This is a genomic window from Limnohabitans sp. (assembly GCF_017848645.1).
Taxonomy (GTDB): Bacteria; Pseudomonadota; Gammaproteobacteria; order Burkholderiales; family Burkholderiaceae_C; genus Limnohabitans_A.
The window spans coordinates 61258-86771 of record NZ_JAFEIF010000018.1; the positions used below are offsets into that span (position 1 = coordinate 61258).

21 protein-coding genes and 1 tRNA gene are annotated in these 25514 nt (G+C 61.4%); 14 read left to right on the plus strand and 8 right to left on the minus strand.

Annotated elements, in window-relative coordinates; translation table 11 throughout:
• Positions 1-5 precede the first annotated feature (5 nt).
• From rlmH to rng, 3 genes are all read left to right on the plus strand, one after another.
• On the plus strand, positions 6-473 hold the full coding sequence (gene rlmH, locus QZ190_RS04765; protein WP_291914099.1) for a 23S rRNA (pseudouridine(1915)-N(3))-methyltransferase RlmH: 468 nt from the start codon (positions 6-8) through the stop codon (positions 471-473).
• Positions 470-1072: a nucleoside triphosphate pyrophosphatase gene (locus QZ190_RS04770; RefSeq protein ID WP_291914101.1), complete on the plus strand. Its 603-nt coding sequence runs from the start codon at positions 470-472 to the stop codon at positions 1070-1072. The genes rlmH and QZ190_RS04770 overlap by 4 nt, the downstream gene beginning before the upstream one ends.
• Before the next feature lie 80 nt (positions 1073-1152).
• Positions 1153-2625, plus strand: a complete 1473-nt coding sequence (gene rng / locus QZ190_RS04775; protein WP_291914103.1) for a ribonuclease G — start codon at positions 1153-1155, stop codon at positions 2623-2625.
• Between the two features lie 6 nt (positions 2626-2631).
• Here the strand turns inward: rng and msbA are convergent, their stop codons facing one another.
• A complete protein-coding gene (gene msbA / locus QZ190_RS04780; RefSeq protein WP_291914105.1) occupies positions 2632-4443 on the minus strand; it encodes a lipid A export permease/ATP-binding protein MsbA in 1812 nt (603 codons plus the stop codon).
• 233 nt (positions 4444-4676) lie between these two features.
• On the opposite strand from msbA, the gene tolB reads away from it, so the two are divergent.
• The 6 genes from tolB to QZ190_RS04810 all read left to right on the plus strand — a co-directional run bounded on the left by tolB (position 4677) and on the right by QZ190_RS04810 (position 9441).
• Positions 4677-5963 (plus strand): Tol-Pal system beta propeller repeat protein TolB, encoded by a 1287-nt coding sequence (gene tolB / locus QZ190_RS04785; RefSeq protein WP_291914150.1) that lies wholly within the window; start codon positions 4677-4679, stop codon positions 5961-5963.
• Between the two features lie 39 nt (positions 5964-6002).
• Complete coding sequence (pal, locus tag QZ190_RS04790) at positions 6003-6539, plus strand: peptidoglycan-associated lipoprotein Pal (RefSeq protein ID WP_291914107.1); 537 nt, start codon at positions 6003-6005, stop codon at positions 6537-6539.
• Between the two features lie 8 nt (positions 6540-6547).
• Entirely contained in the window at positions 6548-7357 is an 810-nt protein-coding gene (gene ybgF / locus QZ190_RS04795; protein WP_291914110.1) for a tol-pal system protein YbgF, read from the plus strand.
• A gap of 15 nt (positions 7358-7372) precedes the next feature.
• The gene (locus QZ190_RS04800) at positions 7373-8476 is read left to right on the plus strand and encodes a YeeE/YedE family protein (RefSeq protein ID WP_291914153.1); all 1104 of its coding nucleotides are present in this window, start codon (positions 7373-7375) and stop codon (positions 8474-8476) included.
• A 65-nt stretch (positions 8477-8541) separates the two neighbouring features.
• Positions 8542-9321: a tRNA threonylcarbamoyladenosine dehydratase gene (locus QZ190_RS04805; protein ID WP_291914112.1), complete on the plus strand. Its 780-nt coding sequence runs from the start codon at positions 8542-8544 to the stop codon at positions 9319-9321.
• Between the two features lie 44 nt (positions 9322-9365).
• A tRNA-Lys gene (locus tag QZ190_RS04810) sits at positions 9366-9441 on the plus strand.
• A 168-nt stretch (positions 9442-9609) separates the two neighbouring features.
• On the opposite strand, the gene QZ190_RS04815 is transcribed toward QZ190_RS04810, so the two are convergent.
• The 4 genes from QZ190_RS04815 to dapC all read right to left on the minus strand — a co-directional run bounded on the left by QZ190_RS04815 (position 9610) and on the right by dapC (position 15166).
• Positions 9610-11688 (minus strand): ATP-binding cassette domain-containing protein, encoded by a 2079-nt coding sequence (locus tag QZ190_RS04815; RefSeq protein WP_291914114.1) that lies wholly within the window; start codon positions 11686-11688, stop codon positions 9610-9612.
• Between the two features lie 212 nt (positions 11689-11900).
• Positions 11901-12779 (minus strand): 50S ribosomal protein L3 N(5)-glutamine methyltransferase, encoded by an 879-nt coding sequence (gene prmB / locus QZ190_RS04820; protein WP_291914116.1) that lies wholly within the window; start codon positions 12777-12779, stop codon positions 11901-11903.
• Positions 12776-13948 (minus strand): succinyl-diaminopimelate desuccinylase, encoded by a 1173-nt coding sequence (gene dapE, locus QZ190_RS04825; protein WP_291914118.1) that lies wholly within the window; start codon positions 13946-13948, stop codon positions 12776-12778. The genes prmB and dapE overlap by 4 nt, the downstream gene beginning before the upstream one ends.
• Positions 13949-13951: 3 nt before the next feature.
• Positions 13952-15166: a succinyldiaminopimelate transaminase gene (dapC, locus tag QZ190_RS04830; RefSeq protein ID WP_291914120.1), complete on the minus strand. Its 1215-nt coding sequence runs from the start codon at positions 15164-15166 to the stop codon at positions 13952-13954.
• A gap of 160 nt (positions 15167-15326) precedes the next feature.
• Here dapC and smc point away from each other — a divergent pair, with 160 nt between their 5' ends.
• Genes smc through ligA form a run of 3 tightly spaced genes read left to right on the plus strand, consistent with a single transcriptional unit; the run spans position 15327 to position 22088 of the window.
• Positions 15327-18854 carry a chromosome segregation protein SMC gene (gene smc / locus QZ190_RS04835; RefSeq protein WP_291914122.1) on the plus strand — a complete coding sequence of 1176 codons (3528 nt, stop codon included), beginning with the start codon at positions 15327-15329 and terminating at the stop codon, positions 18852-18854.
• Between the two features lie 19 nt (positions 18855-18873).
• Positions 18874-19947 carry a cell division protein ZipA C-terminal FtsZ-binding domain-containing protein gene (locus tag QZ190_RS04840; protein WP_291914124.1) on the plus strand — a complete coding sequence of 358 codons (1074 nt, stop codon included), beginning with the start codon at positions 18874-18876 and terminating at the stop codon, positions 19945-19947.
• Between the two features lie 14 nt (positions 19948-19961).
• A complete protein-coding gene (ligA, locus tag QZ190_RS04845) occupies positions 19962-22088 on the plus strand; it encodes an NAD-dependent DNA ligase LigA (protein ID WP_291914127.1) in 2127 nt (708 codons plus the stop codon).
• A 37-nt stretch (positions 22089-22125) separates the two neighbouring features.
• On the opposite strand, the gene serB is transcribed toward ligA, so the two are convergent.
• Genes serB through QZ190_RS04860 form a run of 3 tightly spaced genes read right to left on the minus strand, consistent with a single transcriptional unit; the run spans position 22126 to position 23623 of the window.
• Complete coding sequence (serB, locus tag QZ190_RS04850; RefSeq protein WP_291914129.1) at positions 22126-22842, minus strand: phosphoserine phosphatase SerB; 717 nt, start codon at positions 22840-22842, stop codon at positions 22126-22128.
• 29 nt (positions 22843-22871) lie between these two features.
• Complete coding sequence (locus tag QZ190_RS04855) at positions 22872-23270, minus strand: PIN domain-containing protein (RefSeq protein WP_291914131.1); 399 nt, start codon at positions 23268-23270, stop codon at positions 22872-22874.
• 53 nt (positions 23271-23323) lie between these two features.
• Complete coding sequence (locus QZ190_RS04860) at positions 23324-23623, minus strand: virulence-associated protein VapB (RefSeq protein ID WP_291914133.1); 300 nt, start codon at positions 23621-23623, stop codon at positions 23324-23326.
• A gap of 294 nt (positions 23624-23917) precedes the next feature.
• Here QZ190_RS04860 and QZ190_RS04865 point away from each other — a divergent pair, with 294 nt between their 5' ends.
• Positions 23918-24931, plus strand: a complete 1014-nt coding sequence (locus QZ190_RS04865; RefSeq protein WP_291914135.1) for an OmpA family protein — start codon at positions 23918-23920, stop codon at positions 24929-24931.
• A 40-nt stretch (positions 24932-24971) separates the two neighbouring features.
• On the plus strand, positions 24972-25514 hold a 543-nt coding region (locus QZ190_RS04870; RefSeq protein ID WP_291914137.1), incomplete at its 3' end, for a hypothetical protein.

Here is a 25514-nt window from a genome sequence, read left to right on the forward strand (position 1 = left end):
CCTGCATGAAGCTGCTGATCGTTGCGGTCGGCCTGCGCGTGCCCGATTGGGCGCAGACCGCTTGGGACGACTACGCCAAACGTTTTCCGCCTGAGCTCAAGGTCGAGCTCAAGGCCGTGAAAACCGAGCCCCGGGGCTCCAAAACCCTGCCCAACCTCTACGCGGCTGAGCGCCAGCGCATCGAAGCGGCTATCCCCCGCGGCACCCGCATCGTGGTGCTCGACGAGCGCGGCAGTAACTTGACCACCCAAGCCTTGGCCACCCGCTTGACCAGCTGGCAACTCGGCGGTGACGATGTGGCTTTGGTCATTGGCGGCCCAGACGGGCTGGAGCCGGAGTTCCGGCATGCCGCGCACGAGCGCATCCGCTTGTCTGACCTGACCTTGCCCCACGCCATGGCCCGAGTTCTGTTGATCGAGCAGCTCTACCGCGCCTGGTCCATCAACGCCAACCACCCCTACCACCGCGAATGAGCGACTTCATCTACCTCGCCTCCCAAAGCCCCCGGCGCAGTCAGCTGCTCGACCAAATCGGGGTGGCCCACCAGCTGCTTTTGGCCGGGCCAGACGAAGACGCCGAGTCTTTGGAAGACGTGCGCGGCGCGGAAGCGCCTGCACGGTATGTGGCGCGTGTCACGGGGCTCAAACTCGACGCCGCCGTGCAGCGCATGAAGCGCCAGGGCCTGCCTGCCGCGCCCGTGCTCTGTGCCGACACCACCGTGTGCCTGGGGCGGGAAATTTTGGGCAAACCGGTGGATGAAGACGATGCCGTGCGCATCCTGAAAATGCTCTCTGGCCAGACCCACCGCGTGTTGACGGCCGTTGCCGCACAAAAAGGGCACCAACGGGTGGCGACGGTGTCCCAATCGTGGGTGCGCTTCGCGCCCATGACCGCGGCGCAAATCCGTGCCTATGTGGCCACGGGAGAGCCCATGGGCAAAGCTGGAGCCTACGGGGTGCAGGGCAAGGCGGCTGCCCATATTGAGCAGATTCGGGGCAGTTATTCAGGCATCATGGGTTTGCCGCTGTTCGAGACCGCTGCTTTGCTGCGATCTTTGGGCGTGCGCTGTTGAGTGTTCGCGAAAGCCATAGCGCTGACGGCACTGCATTTTTATACGAGTTGTTTTCACATTCCCCCCAGCTGATGCCCACCATGCAACAAGATATTTTGGTCAATTGGTCGCCCCAGGAAACCCGGGTTGCCGTGGTGGAGTTTGGCGCGGTGCAGGAGCTGCATGTCGAGCGCACGCTCGAGCGCGGTTTGGTGGGCAATGTGTACCTGGGCAAAGTGGCTCGGGTTTTGCCGGGCATGCAATCGGCCTTCATCGACATCGGTCTGGACAAAGCGGCCTTTTTGCATGTGGCCGATGTGTGGCAAAAGCACGCCGAAGGCGAGGCCGCAGCCGCCCGCACGGGCCAGCCGTTGGTGCCCATTGAAAAGCAGGTGTTCGAGGGCCGCGCCATCATGGTGCAGGTCATCAAGGACCCTATGGGCACCAAGGGCGCGCGCCTGTCCACGCAAATCAGCATTGCGGGCCGCCATCTGGTGTTTTTGCCGCAAGACGACCACATCGGCGTGTCCCAAAAAATCCCGTCTGACCAGCGCGATGCGCTGCGCCAAAGGCTGCAGGCCTTGGTGGGCCAGGCCGGGGGCGGTTTTATTTTGCGCACCAACGCCGAGGACTCCAGCGACGAAGAGTTGAGCGAGGACATCGCTTACCTGCGCAAGACCTGGGCCCGCATCAAAGAGGCCTCGCTGCGCTTGCCGCCAGCGTCTTTGCTGCACCAGGACCTGACGCTCTTGCAGCGGGTTCTGCGCGATTTGGTGGGAGAGGCCACACAAAGCATCCGCATCGACTCGCAGGAGCAGTTTGCCAAGCTGCAGGCCTTTGGCCAGGAGTTCATGCCCAAAGCGGCCGAGCGCTTGCAGCTGTACAAGGGCGAGCGCCCCATTTTTGACCTCTATGCCATCGACGAAGAAATCGCCAAGGCACTGGGCCGCCGGGTGGATTTGAAATCGGGCGGTTACCTGATCATCGACCAGACCGAGGCGCTGACCACGGTGGACGTGAACACGGGCGGTTATGTCGGCGCGCGAAACTTTGAGGACACGATCTTCAAGACCAACCTCGAAGCCGCCCAAGCCATTGCGCGGCAACTGCGCCTGCGCAACTTGGGCGGCATCGTCATTGCCGACTTCATCGACATGGCCCGGCCAGAGCACCAGGAAGCAGTCTTGGCCGAGTTTCGCAAACAGCTCTCGCGTGACCGCGTCAAGACCATGGCGGGCGGTTTTTCATCTTTGGGTTTGCTGGAGATGACGCGCAAACGCACCCGCGAGTCGCTGGCCCACATGCTGTGTGAGCCTTGTCCCAGCTGTCAGGGCAAGGGCATTGTCAAGACGCCGCGTTCGGTGGTCTACGACATCCTGCGCGAGATCCTGCGCGAGGCGCGGCAGTTCAACCCGCGCGAGTTCCGCATCGTGGCCACCTCGGCCGTGATCGATTTGCTGCTGGACGAAGAAAGCCAGCACTTGGCGGGTTTGTCGGACTTCATTGCCAAGCCGATTTCACTGCAGGTCGAGGCCTCCATGGGGCCGGAGCAGTACGACATCGTGCTGCTTTGAGGAGCCTCAGCTAAGCGAGCTCGGCCCATCAGGTGCTTCGCTGGCCCATTCACCTCGGTGGTGAAGCCTCGCATAAGCGCCGCCTTGCGCCAGCAACTCGGCTGGAGCCCCTTGTTCCACGATGCGGCCGCGCTCCATCACGATGACCCGGTCGGCGTGCTCGATGGTGGACAGGCGGTGCGCCACGATCAAGGTCGTGCGGCCTTGCATGAGTTTTTGCAAGGCGTCTTGCACCAGGCGCTCGGATTCGTTGTCCAGGGCCGAGGTGGCCTCGTCCAAAATCAAAATGGGCGCGTCCTTGTACAAGGCGCGGGCAATGGCCAGGCGCTGGCGCTGGCCCCCCGAGAGCTGGTTGGCGTTGTGGCCGAGCAGGGTGTCCATGCCCTGGGGCAAGGTTTGCACATGGGCCCACAAATTGGCCGCTTGCAGGCATTGCTGCACTTTAGCGCGGTCGGGTGTGTCGCCCAAGCTCACGTTGACGGCCAGGCTGTCGTTGAGCATGACCACATCCTGGCTGACCATGGCCAGCTGTTGGCGCAGGCTGGCCAGTTGCCACTGCGGCAGTGGCACGCCGTCGAGGAGAATCTGTCCGCTGCTCGGGTTCAAAAAGCGCGGCAGCAACTGAATGAGTGTGGTTTTGCCTGCGCCGGAGGTGCCCACCAGGGCCACCGTCTCGCCGGGCCGCACACTCAAATGGATCTGTGCCAAAGCCGGTTCACCGTCCGGGTTGAACTGCATGCTCACGTCTTGCCATTCCAGGGCACCTTTTGCGCGCTGCACCCGGTGCTCGCCCTGGCTTTCTTCGGGGGCGTCGTGCATCAGGGCCAGCCCTCGCTCCAGTGCGGCCAGGCCCCGGGTGATGGGGTTGGCCACATCGGCTAAGCGCTTGATGGGGGCAATCAGCATCAGCATGGCTGTGATGAAGGCCACAAAACCACCCACCGTGGCTCCCGATCCAGGCTCGCGGCTTTGTACCAGTGCGATCACCAAGACCAAGGACAGGGCCACCGCTGCCATGATTTGTGTCAGAGGTGTCATGGCGGCCGATGCCGCTGTGGATTTGAGGGCCAGGCGCCGCAGCCGCTGCCCCAGCGCATTGAAGCGCCCAATTTGCTGGGCCTGCGCCCCGTGCAGGCGCACCATGCGGTGGGCCAGCACGTTTTCTTCCACCACGTAGGCCAGGTCGTCTGTGGCTTTCTGGCTTTCCTTGGTCAGCCCATACAAGCGGCGAGACAGCACTTTCATGATCCAGCTCAGACCCGGCGCCACGGTGAACACCACCAGCGTGAGCTGCCAGTTCAGCCACATCAAATAACCGATCAGGGCCAGCAAGGTGAAGCCGTCGCGGGTCAAGCCGATCAAGGCCGAAACCAGCTGAGATGCGCCAATTTGCACCTCATAGACCACGGTGTTGGACAAGGCGCTGGCCGATTGCCGACTGAACAGCGACAAATCGGCCCGCACCAGTTTGCCAAACAGGTCGCTGCGCAGTTTTTCCATGCCGTCGTTGGTCACGCGCGCCAGTGCGTACTGCGCCACAAAGTGCGCCAGACCACGCAGACCAAACAGGCCAATGACCACCAGCGGGATGGACCACAGCGGCAAACTGTTTTGGGCAAAACCGTTGTCCAGCAAAGGCTGAAACAAGGCGGGAATCAGGGGCTCGGTCAAGGCGGCGACCAAGGTGGCCCCAATGGCCAGCGCCCAGACGCTGCGCTGACGCCAAAAATAGGGTTTGAGGCGCAACAAGCGCTGGGCAATGCCCGGCTGTGGGGCGAAGCCCGTGGGCGGCGTGGGGTCGGGTTGGGCTTCAGACATGGGTTGGGCGATTGTAAGCAGGCCTGCAGCCGAGCTGCTGCTGGCATCCATCAGGTGCTCGGCTGGCCTGCTCCAAGCCCTGCGTCGGCCCCCAAGTTGTGGGTCGTGATTTCAACTTGAGCCGCAGCCAATGGCTAGACTTTGACCATGGCATCAAGGCCATCGGTCAAAACGGGCTCTTCACGGTGTACGATCAGCCCTTTCTTCAGGCCACTTCCATTCCGTTGATGCACATGAACCTGTCCACCTCGCTTGTCCGCCATTTGGGTTCGCTGTTGACTTTGCTCGGGTTTTCACTGGTCGCCAGCAGCGCATTGGCGCAGTTCCGGGTCGAGGTCACGGGCGTCGGACTGACACAGTTGCCCGTTTTGGTGGCCCCTTTCAAGGGCGAAGCCCAGGCCAGCCAGAAGCTGTCCCAGATTGTGCAAGCCGACCTGGCCCGCAGCGGCCAGTTCAAGCCCTTGCCCGCAGCGAGTCTGGCGCTTGACGAGATGAGCCGCCCGGATTGGGCCGTTCTGCGGCCTTTGTCGGCCGAGGCCCTGGTGGCCGGATCGGTCACACGTTTGGCGAATGGCCGCTACGATGTGCGTGCCCGTTTGTGGGACGCGGTCAAGGGCCAGGAAAAGTCGGATTTCAAAGACAACGTCACCGCTGCCGACCTGCGCTTGTCGGCCCACCGAGTGTCCGACTGGGTCTACCAACAGCTGACCGGCACGCCCGGCGTTTTTACCTCGCGCATCAGCTACGTCACCAAATCCAGTGGCCGCTACAGCCTCTGGATCGCCGACTCCGATGGGGAGGGGGCACGCTCCGCGCTCAGCAGTCCTGAGCCCATCATTTCCCCATCGTGGTCGCCCAATGGTGCCCAACTGGCCTATGTGTCTTTTGAGTCCCGCAAGCCCGTGGTGTATGTCCATGAGCTCGCGACGGGCCAGCGCCGGGTGGTGGCCAATTTCAAAGGCTCCAACAGTGCGCCGGCCTGGGCCCCTGATGGCCGCTCAATTGTGGCCACGCTCAGCCGCGATGGTGGCTCGCAGCTTTACCGGGTCTCTTTGCAAGGCGGTGAGCCTCAGCGCCTGACTTCGGGCAACATCAACACCGAGCCCGCTTTTTCACCCGACGGCAACACTTTGTATTTTGTCAGCGACCGTGGCGGCAACCCCCAAATCTACAAAATGCCTGCCCAAGGCGGCCCGGCCGACCGGGTGACGTTTTCGGGCAACTACAACATCTCGCCGGCCATCAGCCCCGATGGCCGCTGGCTGGCCTACGTCTCGCGCCTGCCTGGCGGTTTTCGGCTGCACTTGATGGAGTTGGCCACAGGCCAGGTCACAGCGCTGACGGACACCAACGCCGATGAGCGCCCCAGTTTTGCAGCCAACAGCCGTTTGCTGGTCTATGCCACACAACAAGGCGGCGAGGCCTTGATGACCACCACGCTGGACGGTCGCATCAAAGCCCGCTTGGCCGGTCAGGGCGGCGATATCCGCGAGCCGCATTGGGGTCCGGTGCGTCCCTGAGGTCTGAGTTTCAGTTTTGTTTTATCCATGAGGTTGAGTATGAAAAAGCATTTTGGGTCGTTGTTGTTGGTCTCTGCGGTTTTGGCGGGATGTGCCTCGGGTGTCAAGCTCGATGACGTGCCTGTGGAAGACAAATCGGCCACATCCAGCGGCGTAGGCGTTCAAGGCATTGGTGCTGGTCAGGGTGGCGCGCAAACCAGCGTAGCGCCTGTGACGGTCGGTCAATCCTCGGCAGGTCAAGGCCCTGTCGGCATTGCCCATGTCGTGTTTTTTGATTACGACAGTTTTGTTCTTCGCCCCGAAGCCCGTCCCGTGATTGCTTCGCATGCCCAGTTTTTGCAAGCCAACAAGCAGCGCAAAGCCAATCTGGAAGGCCACACCGATGACCGTGGTGGCCGTGAATACAACCTGGCCTTGGGTCAAAAACGTGCCGATGCGGTGCGCCAGGCGCTGAGCTTGTTGGGTGTGCCCGAATCGCAACTCGAAGCCGTGAGCTTTGGCAAGGAAAAGCCCTTGGCCACCGGCGGATCCGAAGCAGATCAGGCGCAAAACCGCCGCGTTGAAATCCGTTATTGAGGCCTGTCATGCAACACGTTCGATCTGGCTGGCACCGTGCTGCCATGGCGCTGAGCCTTGTCTTGGCGGGCTTGTCAAGTCCGGCGCAAGCGGCTTTGTTTGGCGGAGACGATGAAGCGCGTCGGGCCATCCTGGATTTGCGCCAGCGTCTGGAGCAATCCCAAAATGCCACACGTGCCCTGATCGAGCAAAATGCCCAGTCTCAAAATCAAACACAAAACCAGGCCATTGCCCAGCTGCGCGGTGCCTTGCTCGATTTGCAGGGTCAGATCGACCGCCTCAAAGCGGAGTTGGCACAAAGCCTGGGCGCGCAAGAGCGACTGGCGCGCGACTTGACCGAGCTGCAGTTACGCCAAAAAGACGTGCTCAGCGCTGTGGACGACCGCCTGCGCCGCTTCGAGCCTGTGCCTGCCACCATCGATGGCCGGGAAGTGATGGTCGATCCGGCTGAAAAAACCGAGTTTGAAAAAGCCATGGCCTTGTTCCGCCAGGCTGATTTTCCTGCTGCGCAAAACGCGCTGTCCTCCTTCTTGCTGCGTTATGGATCCAGCGCTTATGTGCCCTCGGCCCTGTTCTGGCTGGGCAACGCTCAGTACGCCAACAAGGCTTACAGGGAGTCCATGGCGAATTTCCAGAAGCTGCTGAGCATGGCGCCCAACCATCCGCGTGCAGCCGAAGCCATGTTGGCCATTTCCAATGTTCAAATCGAACTCAAGGACATGAAGGCCGCGCGTAAGACCCTGGAAGATTTGATTGCAAGCTATCCCCAGGCTGAAACGGCGGGCACTGCCCGCGATCGCCTCAGCCGCCTGCGCTGACATCGGATGAGCTTGTTGACTGCGGATGAAGTCCAGCAGTTGGCCTACCAAGTTTTGGGGGCCAGCTTTGCCATTTCCCTGTTGGCAGGTGTGCTGATCCACCGGGGACACTTTTGCACCATGGGGGCCATCAGCGATTGGGTGGTGATGCGCGACGCCACCCGGCTGCGGCAATGGGCGTTGGCAGTGGCGGTGGGCATGGCCGGCTTCGGCCTGATGGCCTGGCTTGGCTGGATCAGTCCCCTGAGCACCATTTACGCATCTTCTCAGCTGCCTTGGCTTTCGGCGCTTTTGGGCGGTGGCATGTTCGGTATCGGCATGGTCCTGGCGTCGGGCTGCAGCAGCAAATCCTTGGTGCGCCTGGCTGCGGGCAACCTCAAATCTTTGGTGGTCTTGTTGGCCATGGCGGTCTCGGCGTTGGCGGCCATGCGTGGTTTGACGGCGGTTTGGCGTGTGCACGGGCTCGACAAGGTGGCCATCGATTTGCCGCACGGCCCTTTTGTGGGCCAGTGGCTGTCTGCTTTGGCGGGGCTTGAATTGCGTGCCGCCCTTGGTGTCAGCGCGGTGCTCGTGTCCTTGTGCTTGCTGGCTTGGGTGGTGAAAGACCGCCGATTCCACACGCCGTTCAACTGGGTCACGGGCGCAGGCTTGGGCTTGCTGTTGGTGGCGCTGTGGTGGGTCAGTGGCGTGCTGGGTTTTGTGCCTGAGCACCCCGATACGCTGGAGCCGGTGTTCCTCACCACCCACAGCGGCCGCATGGAAGCGCTGAGTTTCACAGCGCCTGTTGGCTACTGGCTCGATGCCTTCATGTACTACAGCGACGGCAGCAAACGTTTGACCTTGGGCATGGTCACCGTGCTCGGTGTTTTGGTCGGCGCTGGCTTGAGCGCTGTGCAGCAAGGCAGCTTCCGTTGGGAGGGTTTCACCGACCGTGCCGATTTGGTGCGCCACCTGGTCGGTGGTGTGCTCATGGGCACAGGCGGTGTGCTGGCCATGGGGTGCACCTTTGGTCAGGGCCTCAGTGGTCTGTCCACTTTGAGCCTGGGCAGCATGCTGTCGGTGCTGGGCATTTTTGCAGGCACCTGGGCCGCATTGCATTGGCAAATGCGCGAGGCTTGAGTCCTAGATCGCGCCTCACCAGCACGCTATTTTTGCAAGACCAACCCATGATCGAGATGCCAACAATGGACAGTGCGGACGACGACAGCACACGTCGCTTCGGCGGCTTGCAACGCCTGTATGGCGTGCTTGGAGCCGAGCGCATCCGGCAAGCGCATGTGGTGGTGGTGGGCATCGGCGGTGTCGGCTCCTGGGCGGCTGAAGCCCTGGCCCGCAGTGGCGTGGCGCGTTTGACCCTCATCGACATGGACCACATCTCCGTGTCCAACATCAACCGACAGATTCACGCGCTCAGCAGCACCACGGGCCAATCCAAAGTGTTGGCCATGGCTGAGCGCATCGCCCTGATTCACCCGCAATGCCAAGTGGATGCGGTGGACGATTTTGTGAGCCCCGAGAACTGGCCTGCGCTCTTGCCCTGCAAGCCCGATGCCGTGATCGACGCTTGCGACCAGGTCAAAGCCAAAGTGAGCCTGGCGCAATGGGCGCTGAGCGAAGGCGTGGGCTTCATCACCGTGGGCGCTGCGGGCGGCAAACGCCTGGCGCACAAGGTTGACGTGGACGACCTCTCGCGCATCACACACGATCCTTTGTTGGCGCAACTGCGTTACCGCCTGCGCAAACACCATGGTGCAGCCAGAGGTGACAAACGCATCGGCATACAAGGCGTGTTCAGCCGCGAATCGGTGGCACCGCCCGATGCCTCGTGCGCGATCGATGGCGATGGTTCGCTCAACTGCCACGGCTACGGATCGGTGGTCAGCGTGACCGCTACCTTTGGCATGTGCGCGGCTTCAGAAATTTTGAATTTTTTAGCGCTCACCCCCGAGAGGGCCAAAAAATGACGCTATAATTTGAGTCTTGCTACAGTGCACAACACAGCAGCAAAGGGACCATAGCTCAGTTGGTAGAGCAGCGGACTTTTAATCCGTTTGTCGTGGGTTCGACCCCCGCTGGTCCCACCAAATTTAAAAGCACTTTGAACTTCGGTTCAAAGTGCTTTTTTCTTGCCTGTTTGTTTTTTCTCAATGTTCTTCGGCTTGGCGAGAACCAAACAGTGAACGCCAAAGCAGGGCATGGCGAAAAAAATGCCGGATGAGAAATTCCGGCATTGTGGGTTCATGTGCGACGGGTCAAAGCGCTGTCGATGTGGCTTCTTCGAGCAAAGAGGTCAGCTCCAGCCAGCGTTCTTCCAGGCTCGTCACTTCTTCGGCCAGGGCTTTGAGGCGACGGCCTGCATCGGCCATGTCGGCTGGCGACACGGGCGTGGTCAGCAGCGCTTCCAGTCGGGTTTTTTCGGCTTCGATGCTGGCCATGCGCTGCTCGTTTTGTTCCAGCTCGCGCTTGAGCGGCCGGGTTTGAGCGGCGAGTTGCTGGCGTTTTTGAGCGTCGAGTTTGCGCTGCTCGGCACTGCTCAGGCCCGGTGTGCTGTTTTGCGGTGCCGCTGAAGCGCTTGGCTTGGGGGCAGCCCCTGAGGCAGGGGTGAGCGCCGCACCTGCATGTGCTGTGTCGCTCGGCACACTGGCTTTGGTTGTTGGAACGGGTTCTGCCGCTCCCGTGGCCAAGGCATCTCGGGCCGAATTTTTGGCCGCTTCGCGCAAGCGTTTGGATTCTTCCAGCAAATACTTCTGGTAGTCGTCCAGGTCGCCGTCAAAGGGCTCGACCTTGCCACGGCCCACCATCCAGAACTCGTCGCACACGGCGCGCAACAACGCACGGTCGTGGCTGACCAGCATGACGGTGCCTTCGAACTCGTTGAGCGCCATGGACAGCGCTTCGCGGGTGGCCAGGTCTAGGTGGTTGGTGGGCTCGTCCAGCAGCAAAAGGTTAGGGCGCTGCCACACGATCATGGCCAGCACCAGGCGGGCTTTTTCGCCGCCGCTCATGGTGCCCACAGCCTGCTTGACCATGTCGCCCGTGAAGTTGAAAGTGCCCAGGTAGTTGCGCAAATCCTGCTCGCGGCTGGGCTCGCCGCTGTTTGGGCCCAGCTCTTTGGCCAGGCGGATCATGTGCTCCAGCGGGTTGTCTTGCGGGTGCAGCACATCGAGTTCCTGCTGGGCAAAGTAGCCGATGTTCAGGCCTTTGCCCTCAGTCAGCGTGCCCGCCAGCAGCGGCATGGTGCGGGCGATGGTTTTGACCAGGGTCGACTTGCCCTGGCCGTTCGCGCCCAAAATGCCGATGCGCTGGCCTGCCAGCACCGATTTGCTCACGCCTTGCAAAATGGCTTTGGGCTCCTCGTCCACGATGTAGCCAAAGCTCGCCTCGCTGATCGCCAGCATCGGGTTGGGCAGGTTGTTGGGCTCCTTGAAGCCGAAGGTGAACTCGGCATCGGCCAACAGAGGGGCCACTTTTTCCATGCGCTCGAGCGCCTTGACCCGGCTTTGTGCCTGCTTGGCCTTGCTGGCTTGGGCTTTGAAGCGGTTGATGAATTTTTGCAGGTGGGCGATTTTGTCTTGCTGCTTGGCAAACGAGGCTTGTTGCAGCTCCATTTGCTGGGCGCGCAGGATTTCAAAGCCGCTGTAGTTGCTGCCGTAACGGGTCAGTTTGGCGTGGTCGATGTGCAGGGTGACGTTGGTCACCGCGTCCAGAAATTCTCGGTCGTGGCTGATCACGATCATGGTGCCCGCGTAACGTTGCAGCCAGGCTTCCAGCCAAACCAGGGCGTCCAAGTCCAAGTGGTTGGTGGGTTCGTCGAGCAGCAGAATGTCGGACGGGCACATCAGCGCCCGGGCCAGCTGCAAGCGCATGCGCCAGCCGCCCGAAAAACTGTTGACCGGGTTGTTGAGTTCATCGACCCGAAAACCCAATCCCAAGATCAAGGCTTCGGCGCGGGGCAGGGCGTCGTGGTCGCCTGCGTCGGCCAGGTCGGTGTACACATGGGCCATCTCCATGCCGTCGCCACTGGCTTCGGCAGCCACGAGGCGCTGGCGCAGTTCGGCCAGGCGGGTGTCGCCTTCCAGCACAAACTCAGACGCTGCTTGATCGGTCTCAGGCATGTTCTGCGCGACCTGACCCATGCGCCAGGCTTTGGGCATGTCAAAGTCACCGCCGTCCTCGTGCAAGGTGCCGTTGAACAGCGCAAACAAGGTGGATTTGCCCGCGCCGTTGCGACCGACCAAACCGACCTTTTCTCCGGGGTTGAGGGTGACCGAAGCTTGGTCCAGCAGCACCTTGGTGCCTCGGCGGAGGGTGACGTTTTTGAGGTTGATCATGAAAAAGCAGTGACCGGACAGGTTCCGGGATAAGGGGCGTGGTCAGCAGGAGGCTGACGCTGCAACGGGCATAACCCGGTATTTTCGCCGATGTGGGCTTGGGCCCATGGTCACGAGGCCACCGTGGACCCGATTGCGCGTGATGCTGGTCAGCCGCAAGCGCCGCGCCGTGCCGCAAAAGGGGCCAGCCGGATGGCTGCGGCCAGAATTTTTCAGAGGTGCAACAAGGCTTCCCGGGTGATCAGCAGCACTTGGTCGTCGCCTGCACTGGTGTCCAGCCAAGCCACTTCGAGTTCTGGAAAGGCGGCCATGAAGTGGTCCACCTCGTTGCCAATCTCCAGCACCAGCACTGCGTGCTCGCTCATCCGCTCAGGCGCCTGCTTGAAGAGCTGGCGCACAAAGTCCATGCCATCGGTGCCGCCTGCCAGCGCCAGTTCAGGCTCGGCGCGGTACTCGGCGGGCAGCGCGTCCATGCTGGCCTGGCACACATAAGGCGGGTTGCACAGGATCAAGTCAAATGGTCCGGGCAGGGCAGACAGGCCATCGCTGTGCACCAGCGTCACGCGCTCTTGCAGATCGTGGCGTTCCAGGTTGATGGCGGCCACGGCCAGCGCGTCGTCAGAAATATCGGCCCCAGTCACCTGCACCTCGGGCCAAGCCAGTGCCGCCAGCACGGCCAGGCTGCCGTTGCCGGTGCACAGGTCCAGCACCTGTTTGGTTTGATCGCTCAGCCAAGCGTCGATGGTGCCGTCGGCCAGCACCTCGGCGATCAAGCTGCGCGGCACGATGGCCCGCTCGTCGATGTAAAACGACACGCCTTGTAACCAGGCCTCACGCGTAAGGTAAGCAGCAGGTTTACGGGTGGTGATGCGCTCCTCGATCAGCGTTGTGCAAGCGGCTTGCTGCTCGGCAGTCACGGCTTGATCGGCGACATCATGGAGATCCGTGTCGAGCGGCAGGCCCAAGCGCCAGAGCACCAGCCAGACGGCTTCGTCAAAAGCGCTTTGGGTGCCGTGGCCAAACGCCACGCCTGAAGCTTCCAGGCGCTTCGCAGCTTGTTCGATCAGGGCATGCAGGGTCATGGCGCTCATGCGGGCAGACCCGCGTTGAGTTGTTCCAAAGTGCGGCGGTAGATGTTTTTGAGCGGCGCGATGTCGGCCAGCGCCACATGCTCATTCACTTTGTGGATGGTCGCATTGGGTGGGCCGAACTCGATGACTTGCGGGCAGATTTGTGCGATGAAGCGGCCGTCGCTGGTGCCGCCCGTGGTGGAAAGCTCGGTCTTCAGACCGGTTTCATCCGTGATGGCTTGCTGGATGGCGGCCACCAGAGTACCAGGCGTGGTCAGAAATGGCAGGCCACCCAGGGTCCATGCCAGCTCGTACTTCAGACCGTGTTGGTCGAGCACCGCTTGCAGCCGCTGCTGCAGGCTTTCGGGCGTGGACTCGGTGCAAAAGCGGAAGTTGAAGTCGACCACGCAGTCTCCAGGGATCACGTTGCTCGCGCCTGTGCCCGCGTGGATGTTGCTGACCTGCCAGCTGGTGGGCGGGAAGAAGGTGTTGCCTTCGTCCCAGCGGATGGCCACCAGCTCGGCCAGCGCAGGCGCCAGGCGGTGGATCGGGTTGTCGGCCAAGTGCGGGTAGGCGATGTGGCCTTGCACGCCCTTCACGGTGAGCTTGCCGCTCAGGGTGCCGCGCCGGCCGTTCTTGATCATGTCGCCGGTTTGCTGCACGGATGTGGGTTCACCCACGATGCAAAACTGTGGTGCGTCGCCACGGGCTTGCAGCTTTTCACAAACGACCACGGTGCCGTCAAGGGCCGGTCCTTCTTCGTCGCTGGTCAGCAAAAAGGCGATGCCCAAAGCCGGATTGGGGTTGGCCGCCAGAAACTCCTGCACCGCCACGACCATCGCCGCCAGCGAGGTTTTCATGTCGCTTGCGCCGCGACCAAACAGCTTGCCGTCTTTGTGGGTGGGGGTGAAGGGGTCACTGTCCCATTGCGCGAGCGGCCCGGTGGGCACCACGTCGGTGTGCCCGGCAAAGGCCAGGGTCTGGCCCGAGGTGCCTGCGCGTTTGGCCCAGAGGTTTCGCACGCGGAAGGTGTCGGGGCCGGAGTCCATGAATTCGCAGACAAAGCCCAGGGGCTTCAAAGCCTCGGTGATCAGGTCCAAGCAGCCCGCATCGTCGGGCGTGACGGAGGGGCGGGCGATCAGCTGCTCGGCCAGGCGCAGGGTGTCGTGGCAGGTGGTGGCGGTGTTCATGGTTCAGACTTTGCTGGGGTGGGCACGCACAAAGCGGGCGATGCGCTCGGCCGCTTCCAGGCACTCGGCGGTCTCCGCTACCAGCGCCATGCGGATGCGGCCCTGGCCGGGGTTGCTGCCGTTGAAATCCCTCGCCAAATAGCTGCCGGGCAGCACGGTGACGTGTTCCGCTTCATAAAGCGCTTGGGCAAACGCGGCGGCGTCGCCCTGCCAGCCCGCAGGCACGCCCGCCCAGAGGTAAAAGCTCGCGTCAGGCAGCTTCACATCCAGCACTTCGCCCAGCACGGGGGTGACCTGGGCGAACTTGGTGCGGTACTGGTTGCGGTTGTCCACCACATGCGCTTCGTCGCCCCAGGCGGCCACGCTGGCGGCTTGCACCACGGGGCTCATGGCGCTGCCGTGGTAGGTGCGGTACAGCAAAAACTGCTTGATGATGGCCGCATCTCCGGCCACAAAGCCGCTGCGCAGGCCGGGCACGTTGCTGCGTTTGCTGAGACTCGTGAACGAGATCAGGCGTTTGAAGTCGGTGCGGCCCAGCTGATGGGCGGCTTCCAAGCCGCCCAAAGGCGCTTCGTCGCGGAAGTAAATCTCGCTGTAGCACTCGTCGGACGCGATCACGAATCCGTGCTGGTCGGACAGGGCAAACAGCTTTTCCCATTCCGATAGCGGCATGACCGCGCCCGTGGGGTTGCCGGGCGAGCAAACGAACAAAAGCTGCGTGCGGGCCCAGACTTCGGCGGGCACGCTGTCCCAGTCGTTGGCAAAGTTGCGGGCCGGGTCGCTGGGCACGTAATAAGGCTCGGCACCTGACAGCAAGGCCGCGCCTTCGTAGATTTGATAAAAAGGGTTGGGGCTGACCACGGTGGCGCCGGGTCGGGTCGGGTCGATCACGGTTTGCGTCAGGGCAAACAGGGCTTCGCGCGAGCCGTTCACGGGCAACACCTGCGTGACAGGGTCCAGGGCCAAGTTGTAACGGCTTTGCAACCAAGCGGCGCAGGCTTTGCGCAGGCTGGGCTCACCGGCTGTCGCTGGGTAAGCCGACAGGCCTGTGGCCACCGAGGCCTTGAGTGCTTCTTGAATGAAGGCAGGCGTGGCGTGCTTGGGCTCGCCAATGCCCAAGCTGATGTGGCGCAGGGCTGGGTTGGGCGTGACGCTGGCGAACAGCTGTTTGAGCCGTTCAAAAGGATAGGGTTGCAGCTTGGTGAGGAGGGGATTCATAACCCGATTATCCGGGATGGAGGGTGCCCGTTGGTCCTTGGGCTTGTCAGCGCGTTATTCACCATGCCTGTCGGGTAACATTGACGTTTAAACGGTGTTGGCCATTTGGGCTAGCCCTTTTATCTGATCTTCAACCGATCCGACCACCAACCGAACCGCCGTGCGCCTCAATTCCATCAAGCTTTCGGGCTTCAAATCGTTTGCCGAACCGACCAACTTCCTGCTGCCCGGGCAGCTGGTGGGTGTGGTCGGCCCCAACGGTTGCGGCAAATCCAACATCATGGATGCGGTGCGTTGGGTGCTGGGCGAGTCCAAGGCGTCTGAATTGCGTGGCGAGTCCATGCAGGACGTGATTTTCAACGGCACCACCACCCGCAAACCGGCCAGCCGTGCCAGTGTGGAGCTGGTGTTCAGCAACGAAGACCACCGCGCAGGCGGGCAATGGGGCCAGTTTGCCGAAATTGCCGTCAAGCGCGTGCTGACCCGCGACGGCAACAGCAGCTACTACATCAACAACCAGCCGGTGCGCCGCCGCGATGTGCAGGACGTGTTTTTGGGCACGGGCCTGGGCCCACGCGCTTACGCCATCATCGGCCAAGGGACGATCAGCCGCATCATCGAATCGCGCCCCGAAGAGCTGCGCTTGTTCCTCGAAGAGGCTGCAGGTGTCTCCAAATACAAGGAACGCCGCCGAGAGACCGAAAACCGCCTGTCCGACACCCGCGAGAACCTGACCCGGGTCGACGACATCCTGCGCGAGCTGAACGCCAACCTGGAAAAGCTGGAAAAGCAGGCCGAGGTGGCGCACCGCTACAACAGCCTGCAGGCCGACAGCACCCTCAAGCAACACCAGCTGTGGTTTTTGAAGCGCCGCGACGCCGAGGCCGACCAGGCCCGCATGAAGGCCGACGTGGACCAGGCTGTGAATGCGCTCGAATCGCGCATGGCCGATCTCAGGCACGTCGAGGCCGATCTGGAAACCATCCGCCAGGCGCATTACGCAGCCGGTGACCAGGTCAACCAGGCGCAAGGCAAGCTTTATGAAGCCAGCGCCGAAGTGGGGCGTCTGGAGGCCGAAATTCGCTTCGTGGTCGAAGGCCGCCAACGCGCTGAGCAGCGACTGCAGCAGCTGATCGAGCAAACCGCCCAATGGGGCACCCGCAGCCAGGACGCCCAAGCCGAGCTGGAAACCCTGTCCGAACAAGCGGCCATGGCCGAGGACCAGAGCATGACGCTGGCGGCGCAGGTGGAAGACCAGGCCATGGCCTTGCCCGATCTGGAAGAAGCCCTGCGCAGAGCCCAAAACGACGCCACCACCCAACGCGCCAGCGTGGTGCAGGTGCAGCAGCAAATTGGCGTGCTGGCTGCTGACCAGCGCAACGTTGAAGAACAATCGCGCCAGCTGGACACCCGCCGCGAACGCCTGCTGGCCGACCGCAACGCCCTGGCCGCGCCCGACGAGGCCCGCCTTGGCCACTTGCAAGAACAACTGGCCGAGGCCGAGGCCTTGTCGGCAGAGTCCGAAGCGCGGCTGCAGGACCTGCAAGAACAGGTGCCCGCGCTCGACGAAGACCGCCGCACACGCCAAAGCGCGGTGAACCAGGAGTCGTCCAAGCTGGCCGACCTGAGCGCCCGAATCGAGGCGCTCAAGGCCTTGCAAGAAAAAGTGCGCACCGACGGCAAGCTCAAACCCTGGCTGGCCAAGCACGGCATGGAGGGCCTGGAAGGCCTGTGGAGCCGCATCCACATCGAGCCGGGCTGGGAAAACGCGCTTGAATCCGCCCTGCGCGAGCGCCTTTCGGCCCTGGAAGTCTCGCGCCTGGACATGGTGCGCGCCTTTGCCAACGACTCGCCGCCCGCCAAATTGAGCTTTTTCAGCCCGCCTTTGGCCGCCAAAGCCGCGCCACGCAGCGGCATGCCCGCAGGCTGCAAGCCTTTGGCCGACTTTCTGCGCGTGCACGATGCCGGTTTGTCGGCCCTGTTGGTCGACTGGCTGCAAGGCTGCTACACCGCCCCCAATCTGGAAGATGCATTGGCCTGGCGCGGCCAGCTGCAAGCGGGTGAGACCCTGTTGGTGCAGGCCGGCCATGCAGTTCAACTCAACAGCGTGGTGTTTTACGCGCAAGACTCCGAGCAAGCCGGAATGCTTGGCCGCGCCCAAGAGATCGAGAACCTGGAAAAACAGCTGCGCGCCCAGACCCTGATTTCAGAAGATAGCCGCAGCGCCCTGGTGCGGGCCGAAGCGGCCTATGCAGACGCTTCGCAGCGCTTGATCACCGTGCGCCGCGAAGCCAGCGAAAGCCAGTCGCGCACGCACGAGCTGCAGGTCGAGACCCTGCGCCTGTCACAGCTGGTGGCGCAAACCCGTGCCCGCAGCGAGCAGATCAACAACGACCTGGCCGAAGTCGAAGCCTTGCTGGGTGACCTGCAAGAGCGCCGTGTCACCGCCGAAGCCCGCTTTGAAGAGCTGGACATGCAGCTGGCCGATACCCAAGAGCGCCATGCCCAGCTGGACGAGCGCGTGATCGAGGCCGAGCGCAAGCTGTCCGAATGCCGCGAGCAGCAGCGCAGCCTGGAGCGTCGGGCGCAAGAGGCGCAGTTTTCACAGCGCAGCCTGGACGCCCGCCGCGCCGAGCTCAACCGCACCATCGAGACTGCGCAGCAGCAGGTGAGCAGCATCGACGCGGAAATGCAACGCGCCCGTGACGAGCTGAGCCGCTTGACCGATGCCGCAGCCCAAGCGGGTTTGCAAAATGTGCTGGCCGTCAAACTCGAGCGCGAGCAAGCCTTGGGCGCTTGCCGCAGCGCCTACGACGACCTCACCGCCAAACTGCGCGCCAGCGACGAGCGCCGCGTGAGTTTTGAGCGCGAACTCGACCCTTTGCGCCAGCGCATCACCGATTTGCAGCTCAAAGAGCAAGCCGCCCGTCTGGGCCTGGAGCAATACACCCAGCTGCTGGCCGATGCGCAAGCCGACCTGGAGGCCGTGGCCGCTTCGATCGAGGCGGGTCAGGTGCGCGTGACGGGCCTGCAAGGCGAGATTGACCGCATCCACCGCGAAATCACGGCGCTTGGCCCGGTCAACCTGGCTGCACTCGAAGAGCTGACCACTTCGCGCGAGCGCAAGGTGTTCCTGGACTCGCAGTGCGCCGACCTGACCGATGCGATGAACACGCTGGAAGACGCCATCCGCAAGATCGACGCCGAAACCCGTGAGCTGCTGGGCGGCACTTTCAAGATCGTCAACGAGCACTTCAGCCGCATGTTCCCCGAGCTGTTTGGGGGTGGCAATGCCCGCTTGGTCATGACTGGCGACGAAATTCTGGACGCGGGTGTTCAGGTGCTGGCGCAGCCGCCCGGCAAGAAAAACCAGACGATCCACCTGCTCTCAGGCGGCGAAAAGGCCCTCACGGCCATCGCGCTGGTGTTTGCGATTTTCCAGCTCAACCCGGCCCCGTTTTGCTTGCTCGACGAGGTGGACGCGCCGCTGGACGACGCCAACACCGAGCGCTACGCCAAACTCGTCAAGGGCATGGGCAAAGAGACCCAGTTCCTGTTCATCAGCCACAACAAGATCGCCATGGAAATGGCCGAGCAGTTGATCGGTGTGACCATGCAGGAGCAGGGCGTTTCACGCATCGTGGCTGTGGACATGGAGTCCGCAGTGTCAATGGCCGACGTGGCCTGAGGAAGTTATGTTGGAATCGATGAGCTCATTGCAGTTGAGTCTGGCCGCCATTGGGGCGCTCACCGTGGGGGCTGTAGTGGTCTACAACTACTGGACCTCCCGCAAAAATGCACCGCGCCAAGCCGATCCCCATCGCGAGACGATGCGCGAGTCGGTGTCGCATGCCATCGAGCCCGTGCTGGACGTTGATGCATCCGTAGCTGGCCACAGCGATGAGGCCCGCGAGCCGGTGCTGAAAGACACGTTCACGCACCTGAGCCAGCCTGATCGCAAAACCCAGCTCGATGCGCTGATCGACGTGTTGGCGGCCATCGAGGTGGACCAGCCAGTATCGGGCGATGCGGCCTTGGCCGCCCTGCCCAGCACACGCCGGGTGGGCACCAAGTTGTTTTCTGTCGAAGGTTTTGTGCAAGTTTCGGGCCAGTGGGAAGCCTTGGCTCCCGGTCGCCGCTACAGCGCTTTCCAGGCGGGTGTTCAGTTGGCCAACCGGGTGGGGGCACTCAACAACATCGAGTTCTCGGAATTTGTGGTCAAAACACAAGCCTTTGCGGATGCCGTGAGCGGCAGCGTCAGCTTCAGTGACATGCTCGAAGAGGTGGCCCGCGCCCGTGAGCTGGACCAATTCGCCAGCGTGCACGATGCGCAGCTGAGTTTCACACTGTGTGCCCGCTCCGCCGCCTGGAGCCCGGGTTATATCCACCAACACGCCGCCCGCCTGGGTTTCGTGCCCGGTGTCATACCCGGCCGCATGGTCTTGCCCGCTGCGGTGCAGGGCTTGCCTGCGGTCCTGTCGCTCACGTTTGATACCCACGCGGCGATGGCCGAAGACCCGGAACTGTCGGCCATCCGCTCGTTTGTTTTGAGCCTCGATGTCCCCCAAACCGCTCGCGAAGAGCAGCCCTATGCCCGCCTGCGCGAAGCCGCCGTGGCGCTGGCGGCGCAGATGGACGGTGTTGTGACCGATGGCGAAGGCCAGGTGCTCGGTGATGCCACGCTCGACCAGATTGGCCTGGACTTGCAGCAGCTGTATGACGCGCTGGACGCCCGTGAGCTGTCTGCAGGATCGCCCCAAGCGCGTCGTCTTTTCTCTTGATCAGGGCCTCATCCGTGAGCCCCCACACGCCAGACCTGTTTGGCGACTTGTTTGCCGAGTCATCAAGCACTGCAAAACCGCCCGACAGCCCGGCCACTCGGGCGCAAGCCCTGCGCAGTCAGTTGCACCACCATGCGCACGCCTATTACACGCTCGATGCGCCCGAAATCCCCGATGCAGAATATGACCGCCTGTTTCGTGAGCTTCAGGCCTTGGAGTCGGCCCACCCCGAACTGCGGACGCCCGATTCGCCCACCCAGCGCGTGGGCGGGGCGGTGCTGGACGCTTTCGCCCAAGTCACCCACCGCGTGCCCATGCTCAGCATCCGCACCGAAACGGACACCGAAGCCAGCGGAGCCGAGGCCTTTGATGCCCGCATCCGCAAGGAGTTGGGCTTGGGCGATGCAGACCCGGCTGTCTCCTACGTGGGCGAGCTGAAATTTGACGGGCTGGCCATGAGCCTTCGTTATGAAAACGGCATGCTGGTGCAGGCGGCCACCCGGGGCGATGGCGAAACGGGCGAAGAGGTCACGGCCAACATCCGCACCATTGGTCAGATTCCGCTGCGCTTGCCAAGCGATGCGCCTGCCGTTCTGGAAGTGCGGGGCGAGGTTTACATGCGCCGGGATGACTTTGAACGCCTGAACGAGCGCCAGCGCCAACGCATCGCTGCGGGCACCAAGGGTGAAAAAACCTTCGTCAACCCGCGCAACGCTGCTGCTGGCGCGGTTCGCCAGCTCGATTCAGGCATTGCCGCCGAGCGGCCCCTCAGCTTTTTTGCCTATGGCCTGGGCGATATCACCCCCGCAGCAGAGGGTGGCCCGCAGTGGGTAACGCACCACGACATGCTGATGCAGCTCAAGGCCTGGGGATTCCCGGTGGCCGAGCAAACCGCTTGTGTGCAAGGTGCGGCAGGCCTCGTGGCCTTTCACCAGCGCATCGCGGCCGAACGTGACGCCTTGCCCTACGACATCGACGGCGTGGTCTACAAGGTGAACGATCTGGCGCTGCAGGCCCGTCTGGGGTTTGTGACCCGCGAGCCGCGCTGGGCCGTGGCCCACAAATACCCGGCGCAAGAAGAAATGACCACGGTGCAAGCCATCGACGTGCAGGTGGGCCGCACCGGCAAGCTCACGCCCGTGGCCAAACTGGCCCCAGTGTTTGTGGGCGGCGTCACGGTCACCAATGCCACGCTTCACAACGAACTGGAGGCCCGCCGCAAGGATGTGCGGGTGGGCGACACGGTCATCGTGCGACGTGCAGGTGATGTGATCCCCGAGGTGGTGTCGGTGGTGTTGGACCGCCGCCCACCTGATGCGCCGCAGTTCACCATGATGACGCACTGCCCCGTGTGCGGGAGCTTGGCCGAGCGGGAAGAGGGCGAGGCCGATCACCGCTGCACAGGTGGGCTGTTTTGCAGTGCCCAGCGCAAGCAAGCCATTTGGCACTTTGCCCACCGCCGCGCCATGGATGTGGACGGTTTGGGCGACAAACTGGTGGACCAGCTGGTCGATGCCGGTCACGTCAACACCTTGGCCGACCTGTACCACTTGAAACTGGACACGCTGGCCAACATGGACCGCATGGCCGACAAATCGGCGGTCAACCTTCTCGAAGCGCTGGAAAAATCCAAGAACACCACGCTCGGCCGCTTTATCTTCAGCCTCGGTATTCGGCATGTGGGCGAAGCCACGGCCAAAGAGCTGGCCCGCCACTTTGGTCAACTCGACGCCATCATGGTGGCCAGCGAAGACGCACTCTTGCAAGTGGCCGATGTCGGCCCCGTGGTGGCGCACAGCATCCACACCTTCTTTGCCCAACCGCACAACCGCGAAGTGGTGCAGGCCCTGCGCGCTGCGGGTGTGACTTGGCCAGAAGGCGATGCCTTGGCCCCGACCGAGATGCCGCTGGCGGGCATCACCGTGGTGCTCACAGGCACTTTGCAAAGCATGGGCCGCGACGAAGCCAAGGAAAAACTCGAAGCCCTGGGGGCCAAAGTGGCCGGCTCTGTGAGCAAGAAAACCCATTACGTTGTGGCAGGGGCCGAGGCGGGCAGCAAGCTTGACAAGGCGAATGCGTTGGGCGTGCCTGTACTCGATGACGCGGGTTTGGTTTTGCTGCTGGCAGGCCAAAAACCCTGAATGGGGGTGTGTAGCGCAGGCTTTGCGCTACCGGACCTCAGTCAGAGAGAACTTCCAGCAGTCGATCCAAACCACCTTCGTCGATCGCCACCATGGCTTGTGCGCGTACCTTGGGTTTGGCGTGGTAGGCCACGGACAAACCGGCCACCCCCATCATGGGCAGGTCGTTCGCGCCGTCGCCCATGGCAATGGCTTGGTTGGGTGAGATGCCCATCATCTGGCAAGTTTCCAACAGGGTTTTGCGCTTTTCTTCGCCGTCGCAAATGTCCCCCCAGGCCTGGTCCACCATCCGGCCTGTGAGCACACCATCGGCCACTTCCAGCACGTTCGAGCGTGTCCAGTCGATGCCCAGCACATCGCGCACATGGTCGGTGAAATAAGTAAAGCCTCCGGACACCAACAGCACCTTCATGCCCGCCGCCTTGCAGGCTTTGACCAAATCGGCCGCGCCCGGGTTGAGGCGAAGACGCTCTGTCAGCACCTGCTGCATGTGGCCCACCGTCACACCCTTGAGCAAGGCCACACGTTGGCGCAAGCTTTCTTTGTAATCGGTGATTTCGCCCCGCATGGCGGCTTCGGTGATGGCCGCCACTTCGGCCTTGCGCCCGGCCGCATCGGCAATTTCATCCACGCACTCGATGTTGATCAAGGTCGAGTCCATGTCAAACGCGATCAGCTTGAAATGCGACAAGCGAAGGGGTGCATTGAAACCCTGAAGGGTCAGGCCGGGGGCGTATTCGGTCGCTGGAGTCATCTCATCAATCTCTTGAATTAAAAAACGGCTCAGCTTAACCAATTTTGGTACCGCAAGCCTGGTATTTGGGCCAATTCGCACTTGTCGCTGATCAAAATTGCACCCATGGCGAGCGCATGTGCAGCGATCAGAAGGTTTTGGGGCTTGATTGGCAAAGAGCTCAGTCGTGAGTGTTGTTGCAAGCTCGCGTAATACGGTGCCGAATTGCTTTGCAGTGGCAGCACGTGCAAGGCTTCCATCACGCCATGGTAGTGCTGCATCCATCTCGGGTTAAGACGACTGGAAAGCGCATCTTCCAATTCGCATTGCACGATCACACTGGTGCACAACTCGGCATCGACGTGGTTCCCCAGCAAGGCTTTGAAACGCTGACCGGCCATCCCTGAGGGATTTTTGATCATGTCCAATAAAACCATTGAATCGAGCATATAGATCTCGCCACCTTTCGACAAAGGGCACTGATCGCATGGTGGATGTTCAATCATCCCAACCCCTTGCTTAACGTCGGCAAGGCTTCGTGAATCGGGCCGAGTTCATTCAAGGTCTCAAGGGTTGACAGCAATGCCGCTGGCGAGCCTTTGCGCAGTTTGCTGGGCAGTGCTTCCAAAACCAGTCGATGTCCCTCTTTTCTCATGATGGCTTCCTTGCCAGGCAACTCGAATTCTTTGGGGATCCTGACAGCTTGATTGACCCCATTGCGAAAAAGTCTGACTGGACGACCCGGTGTCTGTTCCGAAGTACTCTTTTCTTCGATTGCCGAAATGGTTTGGTTGGATTTCAATTGAATTCTTTGTAATTACTTTATAAGAGGTTCATTCTCTCGAATTTAGCATAGGTTGGACCTATGTTCATCGTGGGCTTCGAACCAAGATTTCAGGCTTGATGTTCTTGTCATAACACGGGTGGGGGACCATTGAAATGGAGGACAATTAAATTTAATGATTACCTATGTAATATTAAATGATAAAATTACCATTTAATAGTACGCCATTTGGCTAGTTTACAGAATTGCGCCATCGAGCATGATGACGACATAGGGTTTCAGATCAATTTGTTGCTCTAAGTTTTTGAATTCATGCAAGTTTTTGTGGAGGTTACTGTGGATAAATCAAGTTCTCAAGGGTCTGCCTTACAGGTTCTGGGTCAAAAAGTAGCTCGAACCATCCTGGCTGGTTTGGCTTTTGTCACCATCGCCCATTCAGCGGCGGCGCAATCATCTTCATCCCGTGTCAGCATCGACGCCTTCGGTGAGGTGTACACCACGGCTTTGGCTGCACCAGCAGAGCAAACCAGGGTGCTTGTTTACCGTAACAACCAGGCACCCAATACCTTGCCCGTCAACATCTACCTCAACGGCCAGTACCATGCATCGTTGCTGCGTGGCGGTTTCACTGAGTTTTGCGCAGCGCCCGGTGCCGTCAACATCAAGGCCGCACTCGATGATGCATCAAGATTGCACACGAGCAAGCTGGATGCAGGTCAGCGCTTGGTGCTCAAAGCCGGGCAAACGGTATTTTTAAAAGTGGATGAAAGCACTTCGCCTGTCATTGGTTTGCTCAGCGGTACTGCGGCTCAAACCAAAGCAGAGATCGAGGGCACACGTCGCCAGATTCACACCATTTCACGCGCCAAAGCGGCCTTGACATGCGGCCAACCTGCTGCGGTTGCTGTGGTCACCCCTCCACCCGCACCCAAACCCCCAGCACCTCGCGAATACGCGCTTGAAACGGATGCCCTGTTTGAATTTGGCAAGGCGGAAATTCGCGCTTCCGGTTACAACGCCATCGAGTCTTTGGTGCAACGTTTGCTGCAGGACTTTTCCTCGGTAGAGCGCATTCGTGTCGTGGGGTACACAGATCCCATCGGATCCGCAGCGTTCAACAAAAAACTTTCTCAGCAAAGAGCCGATGTGGTGGCCCGACAAATCGTCTCTAGAAACATCCCCATTGAGCGCGGTATTGAAGCCGAAGGACGTGGACCGATCGAGTTGGTCAAAACCGGCTGTGGCAATACCCCAACGCCTGAAAACAAGATTTGCCATGCGCCCAATCGTCGGGTCATGGTTGTCATCACCGGTGCACGTCGCTGATCCGTTGCCCCAGAACCCCATTTTTTGAGAGACACACATCATGAGCAAGTCATACAAAATCAAAGTCAATCAAGGCACAGGTGAGGCCAAGTTTGTGGACATTCCACAGGTGTCAGGCGGCAACAAGCCGTTGGCTGTGAAAGCTGTACCAGGCGGCAAGTACCAGCTGGTGGATGCGAGCACGGGTTACGGACCTGAAAACATTCGCGCCAGTCGATCGGGCAAAAATCTCCAGGTTTTCTTTGAGGGCCGTGGTCAACCTGATTTGGTCATTGAAGACTACTACGCGGAGGCTCCAGAGGGCTTCAACGGCCTGATTGGTGAGTCCGAGTCGGGGCGCTTTTACGAATACATCCCAGAAACGGCTGTTGGTAACACGGCAGTTCCTTTGTTGGCCGATGGTTCCAATCAAGTCGGTATGGCCTTGGGTGGTGCTGAGATCAATGCTTCCGGTGCCGCTGTGGGTGCATTGGTCGCTGCGGCAGCTTTCAATCCCTTGTTGTTGGCGCCGTTGGCACTGCTGGGTGCTGCGGCTGGCGGAGGAGGCGGTGGAGGCGGCGGTGGCGGTGGAACAATAGACACC

Bases quoted from the DNA above. Each gene is read 5' to 3' on its own strand.
- QZ190_RS04815 (WP_291914114.1), bottom strand. From the start codon at position 11,688: ATGATCAACCTCAAAAACGTCACCCTCCGCCGAGGCACCAAGGTGCTG.
- dapC (WP_291914120.1), bottom strand. From the start codon at position 15,166: ATGAATCCCCTCCTCACCAAGCTGCAACCCTATCCTTTTGAACGGCTC.
- QZ190_RS04855 (WP_291914131.1), bottom strand. From the start codon at position 23,270: ATGCTCGATTCAATGGTTTTATTGGACATGATCAAAAATCCCTCAGGG.
- pal (WP_291914107.1), top strand. From the start codon at position 6,003: ATGAAAAAGCATTTTGGGTCGTTGTTGTTGGTCTCTGCGGTTTTGGCG.
- dapE (WP_291914118.1), bottom strand. From the start codon at position 13,948: ATGAACACCGCCACCACCTGCCACGACACCCTGCGCCTGGCCGAGCAG.
- prmB (WP_291914116.1), bottom strand. From the start codon at position 12,779: ATGAGCGCCATGACCCTGCATGCCCTGATCGAACAAGCTGCGAAGCGC.
- QZ190_RS04840 (WP_291914124.1), top strand. From the start codon at position 18,874: ATGAGCTCATTGCAGTTGAGTCTGGCCGCCATTGGGGCGCTCACCGTG.
- ybgF (WP_291914110.1), top strand. From the start codon at position 6,548: ATGCAACACGTTCGATCTGGCTGGCACCGTGCTGCCATGGCGCTGAGC.
- serB (WP_291914129.1), bottom strand. From the start codon at position 22,842: ATGACTCCAGCGACCGAATACGCCCCCGGCCTGACCCTTCAGGGTTTC.
- QZ190_RS04805 (WP_291914112.1), top strand. From the start codon at position 8,542: ATGGACAGTGCGGACGACGACAGCACACGTCGCTTCGGCGGCTTGCAA.
- rng (WP_291914103.1), top strand. From the start codon at position 1,153: ATGCAACAAGATATTTTGGTCAATTGGTCGCCCCAGGAAACCCGGGTT.
- QZ190_RS04865 (WP_291914135.1), top strand. From the start codon at position 23,918: ATGCAAGTTTTTGTGGAGGTTACTGTGGATAAATCAAGTTCTCAAGGG.
- rlmH (WP_291914099.1), top strand. From the start codon at position 6: ATGAAGCTGCTGATCGTTGCGGTCGGCCTGCGCGTGCCCGATTGGGCG.
- tolB (WP_291914150.1), top strand. From the start codon at position 4,677: ATGAACCTGTCCACCTCGCTTGTCCGCCATTTGGGTTCGCTGTTGACT.
- msbA (WP_291914105.1), bottom strand. From the start codon at position 4,443: ATGTCTGAAGCCCAACCCGACCCCACGCCGCCCACGGGCTTCGCCCCA.
- QZ190_RS04770 (WP_291914101.1), top strand. From the start codon at position 470: ATGAGCGACTTCATCTACCTCGCCTCCCAAAGCCCCCGGCGCAGTCAG.